This window comes from Sulfitobacter litoralis, from assembly GCF_900103185.1.
Lineage (GTDB): Bacteria > Pseudomonadota > Alphaproteobacteria > Rhodobacterales > Rhodobacteraceae > Sulfitobacter > Sulfitobacter litoralis.
The window spans coordinates 22,989-45,243 of record NZ_FNJD01000017.1 but is presented as its reverse complement, the minus strand read 5'-3'; the positions used below and the strand labels follow the sequence as shown (position 1 = coordinate 45,243).

18 protein-coding genes and 1 tRNA gene are annotated in these 22,255 nt (G+C 59.7%); 11 read left to right on the top strand and 8 right to left on the bottom strand.

Going from position 1 to position 22,255, the window contains the following annotated elements; genetic code table 11:
* Positions 1-144: 144 nt before the first annotated feature.
* The 6 genes from BLQ98_RS13300 to BLQ98_RS13275 all read left to right on the top strand — a co-directional run bounded on the left by BLQ98_RS13300 (position 145) and on the right by BLQ98_RS13275 (position 8,327).
* Positions 145-2,139: a CocE/NonD family hydrolase gene (locus BLQ98_RS13300; RefSeq protein ID WP_093733797.1), complete on the top strand. Its 1,995-nt coding sequence runs from the start codon at positions 145-147 to the stop codon at positions 2,137-2,139.
* A gap of 132 nt (positions 2,140-2,271) precedes the next feature.
* On the top strand, positions 2,272-3,876 hold the full coding sequence (locus BLQ98_RS13295; RefSeq protein ID WP_093733796.1) for an ABC transporter substrate-binding protein: 1,605 nt from the start codon (positions 2,272-2,274) through the stop codon (positions 3,874-3,876).
* A 14-nt stretch (positions 3,877-3,890) separates the two neighbouring features.
* The gene (locus tag BLQ98_RS13290) at positions 3,891-4,847 is read left to right on the top strand and encodes an ABC transporter permease (RefSeq protein ID WP_093733795.1); all 957 of its coding nucleotides are present in this window, start codon (positions 3,891-3,893) and stop codon (positions 4,845-4,847) included.
* Positions 4,848-4,971: 124 nt separating this feature from the next.
* Positions 4,972-5,787: an ABC transporter permease gene (locus BLQ98_RS13285; protein ID WP_093733794.1), complete on the top strand. Its 816-nt coding sequence runs from the start codon at positions 4,972-4,974 to the stop codon at positions 5,785-5,787.
* Entirely contained in the window at positions 5,784-7,421 is a 1,638-nt protein-coding gene (locus tag BLQ98_RS13280) for an ABC transporter ATP-binding protein (RefSeq protein WP_093733793.1), read from the top strand. Before BLQ98_RS13285 ends, BLQ98_RS13280 begins: the two co-directional genes overlap by 4 nt.
* A 69-nt stretch (positions 7,422-7,490) precedes the next feature.
* Positions 7,491-8,327, top strand: a complete 837-nt coding sequence (locus tag BLQ98_RS13275) for an alkaline phosphatase family protein (protein WP_093733792.1) — start codon at positions 7,491-7,493, stop codon at positions 8,325-8,327.
* Between the two features lie 215 nt (positions 8,328-8,542).
* On the opposite strand, the gene BLQ98_RS13270 is transcribed toward BLQ98_RS13275, so the two are convergent.
* The 4 genes from BLQ98_RS13270 to BLQ98_RS13255 all read right to left on the bottom strand — a co-directional run bounded on the left by BLQ98_RS13270 (position 8,543) and on the right by BLQ98_RS13255 (position 13,149).
* Entirely contained in the window at positions 8,543-10,420 is a 1,878-nt protein-coding gene (locus BLQ98_RS13270) for an acyl-CoA synthetase (protein WP_093733791.1), read from the bottom strand.
* Between the two features lie 220 nt (positions 10,421-10,640).
* The gene (gene lysM, locus BLQ98_RS13265) at positions 10,641-11,072 is read right to left on the bottom strand and encodes a peptidoglycan-binding protein LysM (RefSeq protein ID WP_208596066.1); all 432 of its coding nucleotides are present in this window, start codon (positions 11,070-11,072) and stop codon (positions 10,641-10,643) included.
* A gap of 67 nt (positions 11,073-11,139) precedes the next feature.
* Positions 11,140-12,939, bottom strand: coding sequence for an ABC transporter transmembrane domain-containing protein (locus BLQ98_RS13260; RefSeq protein ID WP_093733790.1), 1,800 nt, complete (start codon positions 12,937-12,939; stop codon positions 11,140-11,142).
* A gap of 136 nt (positions 12,940-13,075) precedes the next feature.
* A tRNA-Gly gene (locus BLQ98_RS13255) sits at positions 13,076-13,149 on the bottom strand.
* Positions 13,150-13,304: 155 nt separating this feature from the next.
* On the opposite strand from BLQ98_RS13255, the gene BLQ98_RS13250 reads away from it, so the two are divergent.
* Complete coding sequence (locus tag BLQ98_RS13250; protein WP_093733789.1) at positions 13,305-14,819, top strand: malonate--CoA ligase; 1,515 nt, start codon at positions 13,305-13,307, stop codon at positions 14,817-14,819.
* A gap of 9 nt (positions 14,820-14,828) precedes the next feature.
* Here BLQ98_RS13250 and BLQ98_RS13245 read toward each other — a convergent pair whose 3' ends face one another.
* From BLQ98_RS13245 to BLQ98_RS13230, 4 genes are all read right to left on the bottom strand, one after another.
* A complete protein-coding gene (locus tag BLQ98_RS13245) occupies positions 14,829-15,434 on the bottom strand; it encodes a hypothetical protein (protein WP_093733788.1) in 606 nt (201 codons plus the stop codon).
* A complete protein-coding gene (locus BLQ98_RS13240; protein WP_093733787.1) occupies positions 15,431-17,671 on the bottom strand; it encodes a xanthine dehydrogenase family protein molybdopterin-binding subunit in 2,241 nt (746 codons plus the stop codon). Before BLQ98_RS13240 ends, BLQ98_RS13245 begins: the two co-directional genes overlap by 4 nt.
* Position 17,672: 1 nt before the next feature.
* Positions 17,673-18,131, bottom strand: coding sequence for a (2Fe-2S)-binding protein (locus BLQ98_RS13235; protein ID WP_093733786.1), 459 nt, complete (start codon positions 18,129-18,131; stop codon positions 17,673-17,675).
* Between the two features lie 175 nt (positions 18,132-18,306).
* Positions 18,307-19,419 carry an S-(hydroxymethyl)glutathione dehydrogenase/class III alcohol dehydrogenase gene (locus tag BLQ98_RS13230; protein WP_093733830.1) on the bottom strand — a complete coding sequence of 371 codons (1,113 nt, stop codon included), beginning with the start codon at positions 19,417-19,419 and terminating at the stop codon, positions 18,307-18,309.
* Positions 19,420-19,663: 244 nt separating this feature from the next.
* On the opposite strand from BLQ98_RS13230, the gene pcaC reads away from it, so the two are divergent.
* Genes pcaC through BLQ98_RS13210 form a run of 4 tightly spaced genes read left to right on the top strand, consistent with a single transcriptional unit; the run spans position 19,664 to position 22,206 of the window.
* Positions 19,664-20,044, top strand: a complete 381-nt coding sequence (pcaC, locus tag BLQ98_RS13225; protein ID WP_093733829.1) for a 4-carboxymuconolactone decarboxylase — start codon at positions 19,664-19,666, stop codon at positions 20,042-20,044.
* A complete protein-coding gene (gene pcaH, locus BLQ98_RS13220; RefSeq protein WP_093733785.1) occupies positions 20,041-20,772 on the top strand; it encodes a protocatechuate 3,4-dioxygenase subunit beta in 732 nt (243 codons plus the stop codon). Before pcaC ends, pcaH begins: the two co-directional genes overlap by 4 nt.
* A complete protein-coding gene (gene pcaG / locus BLQ98_RS13215; protein ID WP_093733784.1) occupies positions 20,772-21,377 on the top strand; it encodes a protocatechuate 3,4-dioxygenase subunit alpha in 606 nt (201 codons plus the stop codon). Before pcaH ends, pcaG begins: the two co-directional genes overlap by 1 nt.
* Positions 21,370-22,206 (top strand): 3-oxoadipate:acetyl-CoA acetyltransferase, encoded by an 837-nt coding sequence (locus BLQ98_RS13210; protein WP_093733783.1) that lies wholly within the window; start codon positions 21,370-21,372, stop codon positions 22,204-22,206. The genes pcaG and BLQ98_RS13210 overlap by 8 nt, the downstream gene beginning before the upstream one ends.
* Positions 22,207-22,255: the final 49 nt, after the last annotated feature.

The following is a 22,255-nucleotide window of genomic DNA, read 5'->3' as shown; positions in this document are numbered from 1 at the left end:
CCATTAGAACGGGTAGGCGCTAATAAAGGTTAACGCACTTCAGAATTAACCATTTCAATTTATTCAGGAAAAACCTCCCACGCGCGACCCCTTTCCCCCGCCTAAATTGTTGACAAAAATAGGTTTCCTCGCAACCTTCGGGAGATGAACATCTCTCAAAACATCCCGCTGCCGCTGATCGAAGACCCGGATATGGGGATTACCCTCTCGGACGGATGCCGGCTTTCTGCACGGATCTGGCGGCCTGAAAATTCAGATGGCGCGCCTGTTCCCGTTATCCTTGAATACCTGCCGTACCGCAAACGCGACGGGACGACGGCCCGTGATGCGCTGACGCACCCGTGGTTTGCCGAACGGGGCTATGCTTGCGTGCGGGTCGACATGCGCGGCAACGGCGACAGCTACGGCGTGATGGAAGACGAATACACCCCGCAAGAACAGGCCGACTGCCTAGAGGTGATCGACTGGCTTGCCGCACAGCCGTGGTGCAGCGGTACCGTTGGCATGATGGGCATCAGCTGGGGCGGCTTTAACGGGCTACAGGTCGCGGCCCATGCGCCAGACGCGCTGAAAGCAGTGATCACACTATGCTCGACCGTCGACCGCTTTGCCGATGACATCCACTACAAAGGCGGGTGCCTGTTGAACGAGAACCTCGGTTGGGGGGCGACGATGTGGGCGTATTCAAGCCGTGCGCCCGACCCCGCCCTGCGCCCCGACTGGCGCGAGATGTGGCTGGGACGACTGGAGGCAGAACCGTTTCTACCGGCGCTTTGGCTGCGCCACCAATCGCGCGACGCCTATTGGAAGCAAGGATCGGTAATCGAGGACTACAGCGCAATCAAAGCCAAGGTGCTGGCGGTCGGCGGTTGGGGCGATTCCTACAAAAACGCTGTGCCCCAGTTGGTCGAAGCCCTGCCCGATGCCAAAGGGATTGTCGGCCCTTGGGTGCATAAATACCCGCATTTCGCCATCCCCGAACCGCGCATCGGCTTTCTGCAAGAGGCCCTGCGCTGGTGGGATCGATGGCTCAAGGACATCGACACCGGCGTTGAAGACGACCCCGATTACCGCGCGTATCTGATGGACGGCATGCGCCCCGCGACATGGACACACGCGCGCCCTGGCCGCTGGATCGCGCAAGCCACGGGCGCGACCTCGCACTTGCCGATTGAAACGCTGCACCTGACCAACGACGGGCTGCATGACACACCGGCCCCACTGAACCAAAGCATCGCCTCCCCCGCCCATTGCGGTGCGGATAGCGGCGAATACTGCGCGATCTGGCTTGGACCCGAGATGCCCGGCGACCAGCGGCAAGATGATGCGCTTTCGGTCTGCTTTGACAGCGGGCCACTGGATCAACAGATGGATACCGTTGGCGCGCCACGCCTGCATTTACGTCTGGCGTGCGACAAACCGCAGGGGCAGATCGCCGTGCGGCTGAACCATATCCATCCCGACGGCGCATCGGCGCGGATCACTTACGGCGTCCTGAACCTCAGCCATCGTGACAGCGCCGAGCATCCGAAGGCAATGACACCAGGTGCCGCCACAGATATCACACTTGATCTGGATCACATCGCCTACCGTATTCCCAAAGGGCACCGGCTGCGGGTGTCAATTTCGACCGCCTACTGGCCCCTGCTTTGGCCCGCGCCAGAGGCCGCCGAGGTGACGCTGTCGTCGGGCCATATCGACCTGCCGCAGCGCCCTACCAATGGCGGCGACGAATACAGCTTTGCCCCGCCCACCTCTGCCGCCCCGTGGGAGACAGAGACACTGCGCCCTGAAAACCATATCCGCCGACAAGAGATCGATCGCGTCACCGGCAATATCTCACTGATCATCGAGGATGATTTCGGCAAGCTACGTGATGCCGATCACGGGCTGATCGCAGGGTCTATTGCACGCGAAACATGGACCATCCATCCAGACGACCCGCTCTCGGCCAAAGGCAGCTGTCACTGGACCGAAGAGCTGGAGCGTGACGGTATCCTTCTGCGTACCGAAACTCGGTCGCAGATGTGGTCGGACGCCACCCACTTTCACCTATCTGCCCGACTAGAGGCGTACGAAAACGACAAATTGATATATGAACGCGACGTGACGGAAGACATTAAGCGACACTTTATATAACAAACTCGTCACATAGGCGTCATTATTACTGCTTGCGACACGGGCTGAAATGCTTAACGTTGTGCCACCAATCAATAAAAAAACCTGCGTGAAAATGCGCGGATGTATCACCAAAAACAGGGAGTTCTCATCATGGATGATCAACTGAAACATATGACCGGCCAAGTGGCTAAGGGCACGATGACACGCCGTGAATTCGTTGGCCGCGCCGCTGCTTTGGGCGTGACAGCCGCCGTCGCAAATTCGATGTTGGCGAATAATGCACAAGCTGCGGCCCACGAAGCACCGATTCGCGGCGGCACGCTCAAGATCGGGTCGTCGGGCGGCGAATCGACCAACACGCTCGATCCGGCGCTAACCGCTTCCGAAGTCCCGCTGAACAACCTGCGCCACCTTTACGAAAGCCTCGTCGAGGTCGATCCGAACGGTAAAATCGAAAACCGCATGGCCGAAAGCTATGAGGCCTCTGCCGATGCGAAAACCTGGGCGTTCAAGATCCGCAAGGGCGTCCAGTTCCACAACGGCAAGGACATGACCCCCGAAGACGTGCTGAAAACCATGCAGCGCCATTCGAACGAAGACAGCCAGTCCGGTGCCTTGGGCATCATGCGCGGCATCGAGAACATGAAGGTCGACGGCGACAACTTTATCGTTGAACTGGGCGTCGGTAATGCTGACCTTCCCTATCTGCTGGCCGACTACCACCTGATGATCCAGCCCGATGGCGGCATGGATAACCCCGGCGCGGGCATCGGCACCGGCCCTTATACACTTGAGGTCGACGAACCCGGCGTGCGCCACGGCTTTACCCGCAACGAAAACTACTGGGATGCCGAAAACCGCGGCCATACCGATTACAACGAAGTGTTGGTGCTCAACGATGCGACCGCTCGTACGGCGGCATTGCAGTCGGGTCAGGTCAACATGATCAACCGCGTCGATCCCAAGGTTGCCGCGCTGCTGGACCGTGCCCCGAACCTGTCGGTGAAATCCGTCGCCGGTCGTGGTCACTATGTGTTCATCGCGCACATCGACACCGCCCCCTTTGACAACAACGACCTGCGTCTGGCGCTGAAATATGCGATCAACCGCGAAGAACTGGTCGACAAGATCCTGCGCGGCTATGGCACCGTCGGGAACGACATGCCGATCAACGCGTCCTATCCGCTGTTCGACGACACCATCCCGCAGCGTGAATACTCCGTCGAGAAGGCGAAAGAGCATTACGCAGCCTCTGGTCATGACGGCAGCCCGATCATCCTGCGCGTTTCAGACGGTGCCTTCCCCGGTGCGGTCGATGCGGCGTCCCTGTTTCAGGAATCCGCCAAAGCCGCCGGTATCCCGCTGGAAATCAAGCGCGAGCCAAACGATGGCTACTGGTCCGAAGTCTGGAACAAACAGCCGTTCTGTGCCTCTTACTGGGGTGGCCGTCCGGTACAGGACCAGATGTATTCGACCGCCTATCTGTCGACAGCAGACTGGAACGACACACGCTGGAAGCGTCCCGAATTTGACGAGATGTTGCTGTCGGCACGCGCCGAGTTGGATGAAGCCAAACGCAAGGAAATCTACTCCAAGATGGGTCAGATGGTCCGCGACGAAGGCGGGTTGATCCTGCCGATGTTCAACGACTTTGTGGATGGCGTTGCCAACAATGTCGGTGGCTGGGTCGTGGATCCCAACGCCGAGATGTCCAACAACAAAGCCGGAATCAAATGCTGGGTCAAAGACGCATAAGGTAGACCCAGCTTATGCATCCCATCGTCAAACTGATCGCCCAACGCTTAGCGTTGGGCCTTCTTCTCCTCTTTGCCGCGTCGATCCTGATCTTCGTAGGTACCTCGATTTTGCCCGGCGACGTGGCACAATCCATATTAGGTCAATCGGCCACGCCCGAAGCCTTAGCAAACATGCGCCGCGAGCTTGGCCTCAACGATCCTGCCATGACCCGCTATTTCGCCTGGCTGGGCGGCGTGCTTCAGGGGGACTTGGGCACCGCGCTGACCAATGGCCGCGACATAGCCGAAAGCCTTGGCGGGCGTCTGAAAAACACCCTGTTCCTCGCCTTCTGGGCCGCTGCCATCTCTGTACCACTGGCGATCTTTCTGGGCCTGTTGGCCGTGCGCTATAAAGACCGCTGGCCGGACAAACTGATTTCGGCGATTACGCTAACGACGATCTCTATCCCCGAATTCATGATCGGCTATGTGCTGATTTACTGGGTGGCGATCAAATGGCGTCTGTTCCCGTCTGTGGCGATCATCAACGACAGCATGTCCCTTGGGGCCAAGCTGAACGCGATTGCCATTCCGGTGATGGTGCTGACGCTGGTTGTGCTGGCGCATATGATGCGCATGACGCGGGCTGCGATCCTGAACGTGATGCAATCGCCCTATATCGAAACAGCCGAGCTCAAGGGCTTGGGCATGCTCAAGATCATCCGCAAACACGCCTTCCCCAACGCCATCGCCCCGATCGTCAACGTGGTGATGCTGAACCTCGCCTATCTGGTGGTCGGTGTCGTCGTGGTAGAGGTCGTCTTTGCCTATCCCGGCATGGGGCAGTATCTGGTGGATCACGTCAGCAAACGTGATGTGCCCGTGGTACAGGCCTGCGGCTTGATCTTTGCCGCGGTCTATATCGGGCTCAACCTTGTTGCGGACATCGTGTCGATCCTTGCCAACCCAAGGCTGAGGCATCCCAAATGAGTTTATCCCAGAACAAACGCGCCATGCGCAACCGAACGTTTGTACAAAGCAAATGCGTAGGGAACCGACCATTTGCCGCATCACCGCCAACCGTTGACCCCTTCATCTGTTTGGGAGCCAACCTATGAAAAATATCCCAATCTCGGCCATGATCGGCCTGTTCTTTACCAGCATCTATTTCTTCATGGCCATCTTTGCGCCTTGGCTGGCCCCCTATGGCATGGCTGAAATCGTCGGTGACGTGTGGGAGCCTTCATCGTCGGAGTTCCTGCTGGGCACCGACAGCATCGGGCGCGACTTGCTGTCGCGGATGATCTATGGCGGGCGCACGACGATCTTTATCGCCACTGCGGCGACGATCCTCAGCTTTACGCTGGGGTCCATTCTGGGCTTCTTCGCAGCCGTCTCCGGCGGTTGGGTCGACCAAGCCATTTCGCGCTTTGTCGATCTGATCATGTCGATCCCGTCGCTGATCTTTGCGCTGGTCGTCTTGTCGGTCATGCCGACCACCGTGCCGATCCTGATCATCCTGATGGGCCTGCTGGACAGCACCCGTGTCTACCGTCTGGCGCGCGCTGTGGCCGTGGACATCACCGTGATGGACTATGTCGAAGCCGCCCGTCTGCGCGGCGAGAAAATCGGCTGGATCATTTTCCGTGAAACCCTGCCGAACGCGCTATCGCCGCTGATCGCGGAAATGGGCTTGCGCTTTATCTTTGCGGTGCTCTTTGTGTCGACGCTGTCTTTTCTGGGTCTGGGCGTGCAGCCCCCTCAAGCGGACTGGGGCGGCATCGTGAAAGAGAACAAGGAAGGCATCAACTATGGCATTCAAGCGGCGCTCTATCCTGCCTATGCCATCGCCACGCTATGTATCTCTATCAACCTTGTTGCGGACTGGATTTTGAACCGCACCACATCGCTGAAAGGGGGCCGCGGATGACCGAGCCACTTCTCAAAGTACGCGGCCTGAAAATCGGCGCGACGGCCTATCCGCCCGGCGAAAAGCCTATTGATATCAAGATCGTGCATGGCGTCGATTTTGATCTGCAACCTGGCAAGGTATTGGGGCTGATCGGGGAATCCGGTGCGGGCAAGTCCACCATCGGGCTGGCCGCAATGGCCTATGGCCGCGGCGGGGTAGAGATCACCGGCGGCGAGGTCTGGGTCAACGGGCGCGATATCCTCAAGGAACGTTTGCGCGCTGTGCGGCGTCTGCGCGGTGCTGAGGTGACATATGTCTCGCAATCCGCGGCAGCGTCTTTCAACCCTGCGAAAAAGATCATGGAGCAAGTGACCGAAGCCGCGATCTACCAGAACAAGTTTAGCAAGGCCGAAGCCGAGGAACGCGCGGTTGATCTGTTCCGCAAGCTTGGCCTGCCCGACCCCGAAACCATCGGCAACCGCTATCCGCATCAGGTGTCGGGTGGGCAGTTGCAGCGCTGCATGACGGCGCTGGCGCTGTGTCCCCAGCCCGATCTGGTGGTCTTTGACGAGCCCACGACCGCGCTGGATGTGACGACGCAAATCGACGTTCTGGCCGCCATCAAGGAAGCCATTGCGGCGACCGGCGTTGCCGCGCTTTATATCACCCATGACCTCGCGGTTGTGGCGCAGGTCAGCGATCACATCATGGTCCTACAACAGGGCGATATGGTCGAATACGGCACCGTCGATCAGATCATTAACGACCCGCAGGAGGACTACACCAAGGCGCTGGTATCGGTCCGGTCGATCCGTCACGAAGAGAAAACCCCGACCGACACCCCTGTCCTGCGCGTGGAAAACGTAACCGCGCGCTATGCCGGCACGGACTTTGACGTCCTCAAGAAGATCAATGTCGACGTCCATCCGGGTCAGACACTGGCTGTGGTGGGTGAATCCGGTTCGGGTAAATCGACATTGGCCCGCGTCATTACCGGCCTGCTGCCACCAAGCGACGGGACCATCACCTTTGACGGACGCGAATTAGCCCCCGCGCTGGCCCAACGCCCCATCGAAGACCTGCGCGAAATGCAGATGATCTATCAGATGGCCGATACCGCGATGAACCCGCGTCAGACCGTGGGCACCATCATCGGCCGCCCGCTTGAGTTTTATTTCGGGCTGAAAGGCAAAGCCAAACAGAAGCGTATTCAGGAATTGCTGGACGAGATCGAGCTCGGCGACGGGTTTCATGACCGCTATGCAGCCGAACTTTCGGGCGGACAAAAACAACGTGTCTGCATCGCCCGTGCGCTGGCCGCCAAACCCAAGCTGATCATCTGCGACGAGGTCACAAGTGCGCTTGACCCGCTGGTGGCCGACGGTATCCTCAAGCTGCTGCTGAACCTCCAAAAAATCGAGGATGTGGCCTATCTGTTCATCACCCACGATCTGGCCACGGTAAAGGCCATCGCCGACAGCATCGCGGTGATGTATCAGGGCGAAGTCGTGCGCTATGGCACCAAAAGTCAGGTGTTGTCACCGCCCTTTGACGATTATACCGACCTGCTGCTCAGCTCGGTCCCTGAGATGAAGATCGGCTGGCTGGAAGAAACCATCGCACATCGCAAAATGGAAAGCGCTGGCCATTAGAGCTGTGGATATTGCAGGGGTTCATATCGGACAAATGCAATATCCGTCGCCGGCCAAAGGGAAGCCCACATGAAGAACAAGCTGCTTTTGATCATCCTCGACGGTGTCCCCTACCGCAATTTCCGCCGCTTGTTCGGCAATCTTGAAGGTTGGGTCGACAGCGGCGACGCGCGGGTTTGGACCCAGCGTGCAGTGCTGCCGTCGATCTCTGCCGCGTGCTATGCGTCGATCCATACGGGCGTGGCACCGGCCGAACATGGCTGTACCGGCAATGGCAATGTGTTCCGGCTTAAGCACAAGGACGTCTTTGCCCAGACCCGCGCTGCGGGCGGCGTGACGGGCGCTGTCGCCCATTCCTTCTGGTCGCAATTTTTCAACCGCCATCCATTCGACTATGTGCGCGATATTGAATATGACGAACCCGATAGCGATACGATCAACCACGGGCGGTTTCATACGATGACCGGCTATGGGCTGGTGAACCAGATGACGCCCTCGGATGTAGACCTGTTCGGCTCTCTCACCAATCTGGCGCTGCGGTTCGGGCTGGACTACGGGATGCTGCACACCTGCACGCTGGACAGCATGGGGCACCGGTTCTTTCACGATTGTCAGGAAATGGACCACGCTTGCGCCGTGATGGACGAGATGTTGGCCCCTTTCATCCCCAAATGGCGTGCGATGGGGTACGAAGTCATCGTTACGGCCGATCACGGGCAAGACGAACGCGGGCACCACGGCGGACGCGGCGCATTGCAGCAGGAAACCGCGCTGTATTACTTTGGTGATGCCGAGGGCCCGTCAGAGGACACCGTGATCGACCAGCTACAGCTTGCGCCGACAATCCTTGGCCGCTTGGGCGCGCCTATCGCCGACACGATGCAGGCGAAGTCTTTCCTGAAGTAGCCCTCGCACTTTAGCAGCACCGAGAAAATCAATGAACAGTGCCGCCGTGCGAGCAGCACGCTCGAGCCTCTAACACCCCCCTAAAACGCGACATGGGACGCCTCTGGAAGGAACGTCCCATGTGCTGCCCCGTCGGGGTAAGATAGCTGAAAAGCAGCGCACATTCGATGATAGAAAATGCGCTGCTAGCCGATGGTAAACGCCCTCGCGTTAGGTCACGCGGCCTCCCAACCGAAGGTAAAGGCATTCAGCGACGCGCCCACATCGGCCTCGCTTGCGCCATTCATAGCGATTTGTGCAACCAGCCCGCGTTTTTTATCGTCGGTGACAGAGGCAACCCGTGCAGGCAGCCCCGCAGCCTCGAGCGTTTCATCATAGACGCGGGTGATGGCATTTTTGCGCAGGTCAGGCTTGAAGATTTTGCCGACAGCGGTTTTGGGCAGTTCGCTCATGATGGTCATGTGCTTAGGCTGTGCCGCGCGCTCTTGCACGTGCTCTTTGCAGTACGCCAGCAGCTCTGCTTCAGTGACCGACGCCCCGGCAACCAGTTCGACAAAGGCGCAGGGCACTTCTCCGGCGTGGGCATCCGGTTGACCGATGGCACCAGCAAAGGCCACCGCTTCGTGACCCAGCAAGGCCTCTTCGATCTCGGCGGGGTCGATGTTATGACCACCACGGATGATCAGGTCTTTGGCACGGCCCGTGATCCAAAGATATTTGTCGCTGTCGATACGGCCCAGATCTCCTGTGCGCAGGTACTTGTCCTGATAGTAGAGGTCTTTATTCTTGTCCGCTTCGGTATAGGTATTGCCCGCATAGACACCAGGGTTTGAGATACAGATTTCGCCGATCTCGTCCACGTCAGCCTCGACCAGCCCCTCGCCGGTGCTTTTGACGATCTTCACATCAGTATAGGGGAAGGTGATGCCGATGCTGCCCACTTTGCGCACGCCGTCCGTCGGGTTCGACGATACAAGGCAGGTCGCTTCGGTCAGGCCGTAGCCTTCGATCAGCGTGATGCCTGTGGCCTTTTCAAAGCGACGGAACAATTCCAGCGGCAACGGGGCCGAGCCCGAAAAGGCGGTCTTAACTGTAGAGATATCCGCATTGATCGGCCGCTGCATCTTAGCCGAGATCGCCGTAGGCACGGTGATGATAAAGGTGATTTTCCAGCGTTCGACCAGCTTCCAAAAGTTATCGAAGACGCCTTCGCCGCGATAGCCTTGGGGCGTCGGGAACACGACATGGGCACCGGATTTCACCGCCGCCATCAAGATCACGTGGCAAGCAAAGACGTGGAACAACGGCAGCGGACACATGATGTTGTCGTTTTCCGTGTAAAGCAGCGTGTGCCCCAGCCAGCCGTTATAGACCATGCCCGAATATTTATGCTGCGCCACTTTTGGCATGCCCGTCGTCCCACCGGTGTGGAAGTAGAACGCGACGCGATCCTCTTGCGGATCGTCAAAGGTCAGCTCGGCGGGTTGTTTGGCAATTTCCGCGTTAAAGTTTTTGTAGGTCGCCCGATTGGTCACCGTCATTTTCGGGCGGATCAGCGGCACGATCCACGACTTTGGTGCGGTCAGATAGCGGCACAGGTCCACTTCGAGCACGGTCGTGACATTCGGGGCCAGTTTGACCGCCTCGGCGGTTTTGTCAGCCACGTCCGTCTTTGGGAAAGGCCGCAGGGTCACAACGACCTTGGCATTGGTTTCACGCAGGATCGACGCGATCTGTTCCGCTTCTAGCAGCGGGTTAATCGGGTTCGCGATCCCTGCAACGGCACCGCCCAAAAGCGTGATGACCGTTTCATTACAGTTTGGCAGAACATAGGCGACCACATCGGTCGGCCCGACACCCAGCGACCGGAACAGGTTGGCAGCACGCCCCACCTGACCACGCAGCTGCGACCAGCTAAGGGTTTCTGCGTGATCTTTGGGTCCCGAGAACAGTTGATAGCTGATGGCATCGTGGCTGGGAAACTTTCCCGCGGTTTCGCTGAGCATACCCCATAGGGTTTTAGGCACATCGCGGTCAGCCCACGGCATCTCTGCTTCGATTGCATTACGGTCTTCTATACCGGCAAATGACATTATTTTCCTCCCTTAGTGGTGCGGTTTGCCCGCATCCCGTTATTCCCTGTCGTCAAAGATGATTGCTAAATTCAGCTTTCGCAAGCATTTGCAGGCCCCCAAACGCTGCGTTCACGCCCACTGACCCAACGGAAGGCCAAAAAAAGAACGGCAGACCCAGCCTGCCGCTCTAATTTATGGGGAAATGGCGTGTAATGCCCCCGTTATATGTTTGGTACGATTATTTGGCAGGAATGCGCAGCATCTGGCCCGGATAGATTTTATCAGGGTGCGACAGCATAGGTTTATTCGCTTCAAAGATTTCTTCGTAGCGTGCGCCGTTGCCCAAAGTCTTGGCCGCGATCGCCCAAAGCGTGTCGCCTTTTTCAACCGTGTGGAAGGTGCCGTCGCCCTCGCCGCCGTCCATGTCTTCCTCGACAGCGGCAACGCCTTCGACGTTCCCCACAGCAAGAATGACCTTTTCCTTCATTTCTTGGCTGGCAGCCTTGCCGGATACTTTGACCTTGTCGCCCTCGACCGAAATATCGAGCCCGTCGGCATCAAGCCCGAGGTCGTTCAATTCGTCCTGAAGCGCGGCTCCCGTGACTTCGGTATCATCACCGCCGCCAAATACTTTCTTGCCGGCGTCTTTTACGAAACTCCACAAACCCATGTTGCTCTCCTTCTGGATCCACTCGGGTATGAGTGTTTCCACCTCGCCAAGCATTTCACAAGGTTTTTTATACGTCACCGCGCCCGTCGGTAAATTGTAGCCGTGCCAGCCGCGCATAAAGCCCGCCTTTGGTCACCAGTTCGTCATGGGTGCCCATATCCACGATCTGCCCTGCTTCCAGCACAACAATGCGGTCGGCCTTTTTCACGGTTGCCAGACGGTGCGCGACAATCAGGGTGGTGCGGTCAGCGCTTAGCCGGTCCACGGCGGACTGCACGGCCCGTTCGCTTTCGGCATCCAAAGCGCTGGTCGCTTCGTCCAACAGCAGCACCGGCGCGTCGCGCAAGATGGCGCGGGCGATGGCGATACGTTGCTTTTGCCCGCCCGACAGCATCACCCCACGCTCGCCCAAGTAGCTATCGTAGCCGTCGGGTAGCGCGGTGATGAACCCGTGCGCGGCGGCTGCCTCGGCGGCGGCGGTGATTTCCGCGTCTGTGGCGTCGGGGCGGCCAAAGCGGATGTTTTCGCGGGCAGAGGCTGCAAAGATCACCGGATCTTGCGGGACAAGGGCAACCGACTGCCGGAAGACCGCACGCGACACGTCGCGCAGGTCCACGTCATCAAGGGTAATCCGCCCCGAGGCGGGGTCATAGAACCGCAGGATCAACTGGATGATCGTTGTTTTACCCGCGCCCGACGGGCCGACAAAAGCGACCGTTTCACCGGGGTCGATCGACAGATTGATCCCGTCCAGCGCCTGAACGTCGGGGCGCGCAGGATAGGTGAAATGCACGTTTTCAAAGGCGATGCGCCCTGCGACGGGGGTGGGTAAGGCAATGTCGATTTCAGGGTCTTGCACGGTGTCTTGCGTGCGCAGAAGTTCGACCAGACGCTCTGTCGCGCCGGCGGCACGCTGCAATTCGCCCCAAATCTCGGACAGGGCGGCGACGCCGCCTGCGACCATGACGGCATAGATCACGAATTGCACCAGCGCTCCGGCGCTCATCTGATCAGCACGAACATCGCGCGCGCCCATCCACAAGACGCCCACCACACCGGCAAAGACCAAAAAGATCACGATAATCGTCATCAGCGCACGGGTCTTGATCCGCAGCAGTGCCGCATCAAAGGACGCTTCGGTCATCTGCCCGAACTGCGCCTGACTGGCGGCCTCGTTGGTAAAGGCCTGTACGGTCTGCACTGCACCAAGGCTTTCGGACGCATTCCCCGAGCTCGCCGCGATCCAGTCCTGATTTTCGCGACTTAGCACGCGCAGGCGACGCCCCAACACAAGAATGGGCACAATTACCGCGGGCACGATCAGCAGCACCATCGCCGTCAGCTTGGCCGAGGTAAACAACATCAGCACCAGACCACCGGTCACGATCAGCATATTGCGCAGCGCGATCGACATCGACGACCCGACCACCGACAGAATCAACGTCGTGTCGGTCGTGATCCGGCTCAACACCTCGCCCGTCATCAGGTTCTCGTAGAACGCGGGGCTCATGGAAATGACGCGGTCGAACACGGCCTTGCGGATATCCGCGACGACCCTTTCGCCAAAGCGGGTGACAAGCGCATAGCGCAGCCCCGTGCCGACGGCCAACAGCCCGGCGATGATCAGGGCCGCCACAAAATACTGGTCCAGCAATTCGGCCTCGCCGCTGCCAAAGGTGTCGATCACCCGGCGCACCGCCAAGGGCAGCGTCAGCGAAATCATCGCCGTCAGCACCAGCGCCAGTATGGCAGCGATCATTAACCCCCGATACGGCGCGAGAAACGGCAGCAGCGCGCGCAGGGCCCCCAGCTCACGCGATTTCTCGCGTTCTTCGGTGCCGGGGCCGGGCGTCGGGGTACGTGCCATGTGATATCCTTTGGAGTGCTGCCGTGTCATCGCCCGCACGCCGCGCGGGGTCAAGTGCTGCCCCCGTAGCGAACTTGCGACAAAAGCGCATTGATCCAACGCAAATACGAGTAATCAAAGGAATTTCAGGAAAGAGTGGAGCGGGCGGCGGGAATCGAACCCGCGTCTTCTGCGTGGAAGGCAGAGGTCTTACCATTACACAACGCCCGCGCTACGAAAGGAGAGGTAAGTCATCCGCCACGGGTCGTCAAGGCCATCTGCGAGGGCAAGATGTCGGAAAGAACAGAATGCGCCGCGCGCCGCCCTTTACCTCGCCTGACCAATGACGCAAATTCGGCAACGCGAAAGAACACAAGGAGACGACAATGCCCAACCCGCTTTACGACGCTTTATTCGGTCGCCATATCGGGCAATCCACGGCATTTCTGATCCTGCCCGACGGGCGCACCATCACCCATGATCAATTCATCCGCTCTGCCGCGCGCTATGCCAATGCGTTTGCTGACAAGGGGCTGACAGCGGGCGACCGTGTGGCGGTGCAGATCGGGAAATCGCCCGATGCGCTGGCGCTTTATGCGGCCTGTGTTCAAGCGGGGCTAGTGTTTTTGCCGCTCAACCCCGGCTACACCGCGCCCGAGGTGGATTACTTCGTCGGAAACTCCGGTGCGCGACTGCTGGTGTGTGATCCTGCCGATGTCAGCGCACTGGCCCCCGTCGCCGCTGCGGCTGGCGCGGCTGTTGAAACCATGGACGCCACCGGCCGCGGCACGCTGCGGGATCTGGCAGCCACACTGCCCGACACATTCGACACCGTAGACCGCACCGCAGAGGATCTGGCCGCGTTCCTCTATACCTCCGGCACCACGGGCCGGTCCAAGGGGGCAATGCTGAGCCAGCAAAACCTGCTCAGCAACGCCGAAACCCTTGTCGATGTCTGGCACTTCACCAAGGCTGATGTGCTGCTGCACGCGCTGCCGATTTTTCACACCCACGGGTTGTTTGTGGCGACCAACATCATGCTGCTGAGTGGCGGCGCGATGGTGTTCTTGCCCAAGCTCGATATCGACCAGTTGATCCGCTTTATGCCGCAGGCCACCGCGCTGATGGGCGTGCCGACGTTCTACACCCGCCTGCTCTCTTCTGATGATTTCACCGCCGGATTGACCGCGCATATGCGGCTGTTTATTTCGGGCTCTGCGCCGCTGCTGGCGGAAACGCACAAGCAGTTCGAAGAACGCACAGGTCACCGCATTCTGGAACGCTACGGGATGACGGAGACCAATATGAACACGTCGAACCCCTATGACGGACCGCGACGCGGGGGCACGGTGGGCACGCCGTTGCCGGGTGTCGAGCTCAAGATTTGCGACCCCGAAACCGGAGAGACCCTGCCTCAGGGAGAGATTGGCGTTGTTGAGGTACGCGGCCCGAATGTTTTCCAAGGCTATTGGCAGATGCCCGAAAAAACCGCCGCTGAACTGCGCGCGGACGGGTTCTTTATCACCGGCGATCTGGGGCTGATTGACGAAGACGGCTATGTGCAGATCGTCGGACGCGGCAAGGATCTGATCATATCCGGCGGCTACAACATCTATCCCAAAGAGGTCGAGCAGGTGCTGGACGATCAACCCGGCGTTCTGGAAAGCGCGGTGATTGGCGTGGCGCATGCTGATCTGGGAGAGGCCCCTGTCGGCGTGCTGGTCGCCGATGGCAGTGCTGATCTGAACCTTGATGCGCTGTCGCAGACGGTCGCGCAGTCACTGGCGCGGTTCAAATGTCCGCGCAAGCTGGTGGTGGTCGACGCCCTGCCCCGCAACACCATGGGTAAGGTGCAAAAGAACCTTCTGCGCGAGATTTACGCGGATCTGTTTACAGCATAACAGCGCATTTTACGGGTCGCCGACACAGGGTGTCCCGCCTACTACCCAAATTGCCAGCGCCTCCTGCATCTCGGGGATTGATCCGGGGGCGGCCACGCGCCCTGCGCCGGGGTCAAACCCCCACGCGACAAAAGCCGAGGTGCCGACGTGATCGGACAGTTCTTCGGGCGTGAAAGCACCGTTGCGGTCGGGGTCAAGCAGCTGCACGCAAATCTCGGCGCTGGTTTTGCCTTTCCACGCCATCTCAATCGGGGGAAGCCGCCACGCATCTGCAATCTTCGGCGGTGCATGGGGCACGCTGTTGGCTGACGCGGCGCTGATGTGACAGGTCCGGCACGGCATTGATTCTGCTCCGATGCGGCTGTCGTCAGCACGCACGTTCATGCCGTGCACCACTTCTTTCCCTAGCGCCCCCCCATACCCCAGCCCTTCCCACAGGGGCAGACCAGAGGGGCCGACGTGGCAATTGGTGCAGCGCGGATGCGAGACGACGGCGTGAATATCATCCCACGCAGCCAGCGCCGCCGCGCGACCCTGCACATCTTGCGCCCGAGCACTGCCCGCGCAGGCCAGCGCGATGATCCCGCCGGTGATCGCCCCGCGAAGGGTCCTCATACAAAACCGATCGACTTGGACAGCGGCAGTTCGCGGATACGCTGCCCCGTCGCGGCAAAGATCGCATTGGCCAAGGCGGGCGCGGCGGGAGGCACGGCGGGTTCGCCGATACCCCTTATCTTGTCGCCATTCTCAAGCCCGCGCACCATGATCTGAGGCGTCTGGTGCAGGCGCATCCCTTCGTAGGCGTGGTAGTTATCCTGCTCTGCCACGCCGTCGCGATACGTCAGCTCGCAGTTCATCGCGTGGCCCAAGCCAAAGATCACGCCGCCTTGCAGCTGCGCCTCAAAGTTCACAGGGTCCAGTACGCGGCCCACATCGGCGGCGACGAACACCTTGTCGATGCGAATGCCGTCGGGCGTGTTAGTGACCTCGACCACCTCGGCCACGGGCACGCCAAAGGCCAGCGTAAAGGCCAGCCCCCGTCCGCGGTTCGGCCCCAGATCGCTGCCCCATTCCGACATCTCGCCCACGGCTTCCAAGACCTTGCGCGAAGCATCGTGCCAGCACAGGCGCAGCCTCTCTTGTAACGGGTCGACGCCGGCGGCATGGCACATTTCATCCATGAAGCTTTCGTGCATGAACCCGTTGCCCGACGCCCCGACCGACCGCCACGAGCTGACGGGCACCATCGCTGGCGTGCGGTAGCCGGTGACGCGGTAGTTGGGGATATGGAACGGCTGGTCCCATGCCCCCGCGACAATCGCCACGTCCGGGCCAAAGGCGGGTTGGTTCAACCGCGCGAGCGAGGATTCAGCGACCGAAGGGGCGGCAATGGATAAATCAAACGCTGCGATACCGGCATCCGCCACAGCACCGCGTCCGCGCGCAATCGCCAGCGGGCGCGGGAAGTCATGGGTGAAGTCTTCTTCGCGCTGCCAGATCATCTTGATCGGCGTGTCGGGCAGCTGCATCGCGATCTCTACCGCTTGGGCGATATAGTCATCCTCAAGACGTCGTCCAAAGCTGCCGCCGGACATCAGCACATGCACATGGATGTCATCGCCATCCAACCCCGTCAGCCGCGCCATGTTGGCTTTGACAAAGCGGGGGATTTGCGTGCCGGTCCAAATATCAAGGCGTCCATCGGTCAGCTTGACGACGACGCTCATCGGTTCCATCGGGGCGTGGGCCAGATACGGGATGCGGTATTCTGCCTCGACAACTGAGGCGTCTTGCAGCGCATCCTCTACGTCGCCTTCATCCTTGAAACGACTGTCGCGGTGGTCGTCGGTGAAGGAGGCCGCCACGGCCGCGAACTGGTCGGCGCTGTCACCGATATAGGGCGACGGCCCCCAGTCACAGTCAACCGCCTGCGCGGCCTGAAACGCGCGCCATGTGTTATCGGCAACCACAGCAATGCCACCGGTGATCGGCAAAACCGCATGCACTCCACGCATCTGTTGCGCCACTTCGGCATCAAAACTGTTCAACCCGCCGCCAATCGCCGGATTGGTGCGGGTTGTGGCGATCACCATACCGTCCATCTGCATATCGATGCCATAGATCTGCGTGCCCGTGGATTTGGCCACCACATCGGTGCGTTTTTGCGGTTTGGTCAGATAGCGCCATTCCGACGGGTCGCGCAGGGTGACATCCTGCACAGGTTCGATCTCGGCGGCGATGCTGGCAAGGTCGATGTATTCAATCTTCAGCCCGTCCGGCAGCACGATACAACCATCTTCGGTGCCCAGTTGATCGCGCGGCAGGCCGGTCTGTTTCATCGCGGCCTTGATCAACGTCTCGCGCGCGACGGCACCAGCCATACGTAGGCGGTCGTACATATCGGGCACAGTCGACGAGCCGCCGGTGATATGCAGCCCCATCAGCTTGCCCACAACATCCACCGCGCCGCGCCCGCCGCGTGCCAGCAGCGTGTCAGAGGTCGCGGCAATCGGCAGCGCCTCTGCGCCGACAACGCCATTGTAATAGATCGCATCCGCCGGACCGGGCGACAGCTTGGCGTTGCGCGGATTGATATCAAGCTCTTCTGCGATCATATGCGCCTGCATCGACCACGCACCCTGCCCCACATCCGCACGCGGCGTGATCAGCGTGACCCCTTGGGCATCAATCTTGACGTAAGGCGTGATAGCGGTTTCACCGGGTTTCAGCCCGTCAAGCAGCGGGTTTTCGCCCGCGCGTTTGTAAAGATAAGTGCCAAAGACAACGCCCCCTGCAACAGCAACAGAGCCGACAAGGAAGCTCCGGCGGGCTATGGTTTTCACGCGCCCCATATCACACCGCCTTGAGCTTGAGCGCGGCGGTCTTTACCGCCTCGCGGATACGGGGATAGGTACCGCATCGACACAGGTTGCCGCTCATGGCGGCATCGATCTGGTCGTCGGTGGGCGTCGGGTTCAGCTCAAGAAACGAGGCCGCCTGCATGATCTGGCCCGATTGGCAGTAGCCGCATTGCGCGACCTGCAGGTCGATCCATGCCTCTTGGACGGCATGGCGCACGGCGGGGGTCCCCAACCCCTCGATGGTGGTAATCTCGCCCGCTACGTCACCAGCAGCCAATTGGCAGGCGCGAACCGCGATCCCGTCCATATGCACGGTACAAGCCCCGCACTGTGCGATGCCACACCCATACTTTGGACCCGTGATGCCCAGAATATCGCGCAAGACCCACAGCATCGGCATGTCTTTCTCGACGTCCACATCATGGATCACGCCATTCACCGTAAGTTTCATGCCCTGTCTCCCAACGTTCACTCTATAAATACCAGCGGGAACGACGTGGTAAACCCACCGTGTCCCGCAGCCCCCTCTGCCCTCACGTCAAAACATGATGGCCTAGGGGGCTTTAGAAAGCATAAAACGCCGCCCCACTGGGACGGCGTTTGCCATAGATTTTACGAAATCGCGCTTAGAATTCAACGACCGCACGAATGGATTCACCTTTGTGCATCAGCTCGAACCCTTCGTTGATCTGGTCCAGCGTCAGTTTGTGGGTGATCATCGGGTCGATCTCGATTTTGCCGCTCATGTACCAGTCGACGATCTTGGGCACGTCAGTGCGGCCCTTTGCCCCGCCGAATGCAGTCCCTTTCCAGACGCGACCCGTCACCAACTGGAACGGACGGGTCGAGATTTCGGCCCCTGCCGGTGCAACGCCGATGATGATGCTTTCGCCCCAGCCCTTATGTGCCGCTTCAAGCGCCTGACGCATGACTTTGGTGTTGCCCGTCGCATCAAAAGTATAGTCCGCGCCGCCCTTGGTCAATTCAACCAGATGCGCGACCATATCGCCTTCGACCTTGTTGGGGTTCACAAAGTCGGTCATGCCGAAGTAGCGGCCTGTCTCTTCCTTGTCGTCGTTCAGATCGACGCCGACGATCTGGTCGGCTCCGGCCAGGCGCAGACCTTGGATGACGTTCAAGCCGATGCCGCCCAGACCAAAGACCACGCAGCGCGCGCCGATTTCGACCTTAGCGGTGTTGATCACCGCGCCGATACCCGTGGTCACACCGCAGCCGATATAGCAGATCTTGTCAAAGGGCGCGTCCTTGCGGACTTTGGCAAGCGCGATTTCAGGGATGACCGTGTGATTGGCGAAGGTAGAGCAGCCCATATAGTGGTGGATCGGCGTGCCATCCATCATCGAAAAGCGCGTAGTGCCATCGGGCAGCAGGCCCTGACCTTGGGTCACGCGGATCGCCTGACACAAGTTGGTTTTGCCCGACAAGCAGTATTCGCATTCGCGGCATTCGGGCGTATAAAGCGGAATGACGTGGTCGCCAACCTCGAGCGTGGTGACGCCTTCGCCGATTTCCAGCACAACACCCGCGCCCTCGTGGCCCAGAATGGCGGGAAAGATACCTTCGGGGTCGTCGCCCGAACGGGTGAATTCATCCGTGTGGCACAGGCCCGTGGCCTTGATTTCGATCAGGACTTCACCCCGCTTGGGGCCTTCCAGATTTACGTCCATCACTTCAAGCGGTTGACCTGCGGCAACGGCGACGGCGGCGCGTGTTTTCATCATAAGAAGCGTCCTTTTGCTGTTTGGGACAAAAGGGAGAAAACGAGCCGATTTGTCAAGGTCAAGGGGGCACGGCTAAGCGGCAAGGTTGCCACTCGGGGCGCTGCCCCCGGAGCCGCTTTGCGGCCCCTCCCCCGGGATTTTCAGCCATTTGGAAGCATGTATATGCGTTTGTGCGCCGCGTGTTTTTCCTGTTCAATCGGTTCTGCGACAAGGATGACGTACCGTGACCGAGGAGAAGACCATGGCAGACCGAAGCGAGATCGGAATGAAAACCCGCCGCGCCGTCTTGGGCGACGCCCATGTCGACCGCGCCGAGGCGGCAAAGACCGAACTGGATGCACCGTTTCAAAACCTGATCACCGAAGCAGCCTGGGGCACGGTCTGGGCGAGTGACAAGATCAGCCATCGCGAACGATCAATGCTGACGCTGGCGTTGCTGGCGGCGACCGGCAATTTTGACGAGATCCCGATGCACATCCGTGCCACCACCAATACCGGTGCCAGCAAATCCGACGTGATAGAGGCGTTCCAGCATGTTGCCATCTACGCGGGGGTGCCAAAGGCGAACCATGCGCTTAAGCTCGCGAAACAGACCTATCAGGAAATGGAAGCTGGCGAATGACCGATCAGAACGGAGCGTTCTTTCACCGAGACCGCAATTGGCACCCGCCCGCGCTGGCACCGGCCTATAAGACGTCGGTGGTGCGGTCGCCACAAAAGGCGCTGATTTCCATGAACACAACGTTGAGCGAACAGACCGGACCGGTCTTTGGCCACACTATGCTGGGCGCACTGGATAACGATCTGATCCTTAACTACGCCGCTGACGGCGAGATGGCGATTGGTCAGCGGATCATCGTGCATGGTCGTGTGCTGGACCAGAACGGGCGCGGCGTGCCGGGTGCCTTGTTGGAGTTCTGGCAGGCCAATGCGGGCGGACGCTATCGCCATAAGAAAGAGGGCTATCTGGCCCCGCTCGACCCCAATTTTGGCGGTTGCGGGCGCACGGTGACGGACGAGAACGGCGGCTATAGCCTGCGTACCGTCAAACCCGGTGCCTATCCTTGGCCAAATGGGGTGAACGACTGGCGCCCTGCGCATATCCATTTTTCCGTGTTTGGACAGGGGTTTGCGCAACGGCTGATCACCCAGATGTATTTTGAGGGCGACCCGCTGATCTGGAAATGCCCCATTGTCCAAAGCATTCCGTCACGCGCCGCCGTTGAACAGCTAATCGCACCGCTGGACATGGACAATACCGTGCCAATGGATGCCCGCGCCTATAAGTTCGATATCGTGCTACGGGGCCGCCGGTCGACCCTGTTTGAAAACCGGATGGAGGGGACCTGATGCAAGAGCTGACCCAGTTGAAAGAAAGCCCGTCCCAGACAGCAGGGCCCTATGTCCATATCGGCTGCGTGCCTAATTTTTGTGATATCACCGGTGTTTACCCTGAGGATCTGGGCGCGCAGATGGTCAATGCCTATACCAAGGGCGAACGGATCACCCTCAAGGGGACGGTCTTTGACGGCACCGGCACCGCGATCAAGGATGCCATGGTCGAGATATGGCAGGCCGATGCCGACGGGATCTATCCCGGCAACGATCCACGCGGCGTGGCGGACCCGAACTTCACCGGCTGGGGGCGCAAAGCGGGGGACTATGACACCGGCGAATGGGTGTTCCACACCATCCGACCCGGTGCCGTGCCCTTTCCTGACGGGCGGATGATGGCCCCGCATATCAGCTTGTGGATTGTCGCGCGGGGGATCAATATCGGCTTGAATACACGCATGTATTTCCCCGATAGCGACAACAGCGCAGACCCGTTGCTGACCCGCATCGAACATCAAAACCGCGTAGCGACCCTGATCGCGGAGAAAGAGGCCGATGGCGTCTATCGGTTTGATATTTACCTTCAGGGCGAGAAAGAGACAGTGTTCCTAGATGTCTGATCCATGCATTCTTTGCGTTGCCATCACCGGCAGCGTGCCCACCAAAGCCGCCAACCCCAATGTGCCTGTCACGATCAATGAACAGATCGAAAGCACCCATGCGGCATTCGAGGCCGGAGCGAGCATCTGCCACGCTCATGTGCGCAACGACGACGAGACCCCCTCGTCGGACCCTGAAAAATTCGCGCGGCTGAAAGAGGGCGTCGAGAAACACTGCCCCGGCATGATCATCCAGTTCTCGACGGGCGGGCGGTCCGGTGCGGGCGAGGCGCGTGGCGGCATGCTGTCCTTGCGGCCCGATATGGCGTCTTTGTCGGTGGGGTCGAACAACTTTCCCACCCGCGTCTACGAGAACCCGCCGGATCTAGTGGAATGGCTGGCGTCGGAAATGCGCACCTACGAAGTCGTCCCCGAGATCGAGGCCTTTGACCTGAGCCATATCTTGCAAGCCATCCAGCACCACAAGAACGGCAAACTGTTCGGGCGGCTGTATGTGCAATTCGTCATGGGCGTCAAAAACGCCATGCCCGCCGACAAAGAGGTCTTTGATTTCTATGTGGCACAGATGAAGGCGCGGGCCCCCGAAGCCGCTTGGTGTGCCGCAGGAATCGGGCCGAACCAGATTGTTGTGAACGAATGGGCCATTGCCGCAGGCGGCCACACGCGTGCCGGCCTGGAAGACAACGTACGTCTGGACAAAGACACGCTGGCCCCGTCGAACGCGGCCTTGATCAAACGTGCCGCAGATCTGTGCGAGAAATACGAACGTCCCGTTGCGACATGGCAGCAAGCGCGCGACATTCTCGGGCTGCGCAGCGTCGCGGGCTAACCGTTTTTTACTGCCCCCGTTTGTGACACCATAAAGCGGGGGCGGCACC